Raw genomic sequence first — 1,525 nt, 5'->3', positions numbered from 1 at the left:
GCCTCGACCCGGCCCCCGTCCCACAACGGTGCGGCGGCGCCGCGAGCGACCAGCCGGCATCCATCGGTCGTCTCCTCCACCACGAGCGCCCACCCGAGGCGCAGCGCCGCGGGCAACTCGTCGGCGAGCATCTGGTCAGCGCCGGCCCCCGCCCCTGCCACCGCGTCGATGAGCTCGAGCTCGCGGTGCGCGTCGAGGATCCCGCCGAACGGCCGCAGGGAATCCACCATGACCCCGTCGAGTTGCTCGGCCGCGGTGATCAGGGTGTCGGGGAAGGTCCCGTTGGGGACGTTCACCACGATGTCGTCGACGGCCACCCCGTCGAACCGGTCCACCACGTCGAGGCTGATGATGTCCGCGCCGGCGGTTCCCAGGGCGACCGCGAGGGAGCCGAGGCTGCCCGGTCGATCGGGGAGCAGGACGCGGAGCAGATATGACATGGCGCCCATTGTGCCGCACTCTGACGGCCTGACTAGGCTGGGCCGGTACCGACACGCCACGCCGAAGGGACTACACACGTGACCTCGATCTCACGCGGGGACGTCGCGCATCTGGCCAGGCTCTCCCGCCTGGAACTGAGCGACCCCGAGCTGGATTCGTTCGCGAGACAGCTCACCGACATCCTCGACCACGTGCAGGCCGTGTCCGAGGTCGCAGCGGACGACGTCCCGGCGATGAGCCATCCCACCGCGATCTCCAACGTGTACCGCGACGACGTGGTCACCCCCGGTCTGACCCCGGAGCAGGCGCTCGACCAGGCCCCGGCCGCGGACCAGCAGCGCTTCGAGGTCCCGCAGATCCTGGGGGAGGAGGCATGAGTTCACTCACCACCGCCTCCGCGGCCGAGCTGGCCGGCCGGATCGCCGCGCGGGAGGTGTCCTCGGAGGAGGTCACCCGGGCACACCTCGACCGGATCTCGGAGGTCGACGGAGAGATCAACGCCTTCCTGCACGTGGGAGCCGACGAGGCGCTCGACGCCGCGCGTACCGTCGACGCCCGTCTCGCAGCCGGTGAGGAGCTCGGACCGCTGGCGGGGGTCCCTGTCGCCCTCAAGGACGTGTTCACCACCACCGACGCACCCACCACGTGCGGGTCGAGGATGCTCGAGGGCTACCGCTCCCCGTACGACGCCACGGTCACCGCGAGGCTGCGGGAGGCGGGGATCCCGATCCTGGGCAAGACGAACATGGACGAGTTCGCCATGGGGTCGTCCACCGAGAACTCGGCGTACGGCCCCACCCGCAACCCGTGGGACCCCAGCCGCACCCCGGGCGGGTCCGGCGGTGGCTCGGCCGCCGCCCTGGCGTCCCACCAGGCCCCGATCGCCATCGGCACCGACACCGGCGGGTCCATCCGCCAGCCGGCCGCCCTCACCGCCACGGTGGGCGTCAAGCCCACCTACGGCACCGTGTCCCGGTACGGCCTCGTGGCCTGTGCCTCGTCGCTCGACCAGGGCGGGCCGTGTGGTCGCACGGTCGAGGACACCGCGCTCCTGCACCAGGTGATCGCCGGGCACGACCCCCGC

Annotated in this window: 3 protein-coding genes; 2 read left to right on the top strand and 1 reads right to left on the bottom strand. The window is 72.1% G+C overall.

Features of this window, described 5'->3' with window-relative positions:
- Window positions 1-440: amino acid-binding protein (locus tag G6020_RS12795; protein WP_182610884.1), on the bottom strand; the 440-nt coding region annotated here is incomplete at its 3' end.
- Between the two features lie 78 nt (window positions 441-518).
- Between G6020_RS12795 and gatC the strand changes: the two genes are divergently transcribed.
- Together gatC and G6020_RS17165 are read left to right on the top strand one after the other, a co-directional pair.
- Complete coding sequence (gene gatC / locus G6020_RS12790; RefSeq protein WP_182610883.1) at window positions 519-818, top strand: Asp-tRNA(Asn)/Glu-tRNA(Gln) amidotransferase subunit GatC; 300 nt, start codon at window positions 519-521, stop codon at window positions 816-818.
- Window positions 815-1,525, top strand: a 711-nt coding sequence (locus tag G6020_RS17165) for an amidase (protein WP_241732701.1), incomplete at its 3' end; no start/stop codon positions are given. The genes gatC and G6020_RS17165, both read left to right, overlap by 4 nt.

Source organism: Dietzia sp. B19, assembly GCF_014145155.1.
Classification (GTDB): Bacteria; Actinomycetota; Actinomycetes; order Mycobacteriales; family Mycobacteriaceae; genus Dietzia; species Dietzia natronolimnaea.
Note: the sequence above shows the minus strand (reverse complement) of the source record. Positions and strands in the feature narration are given on the sequence as shown.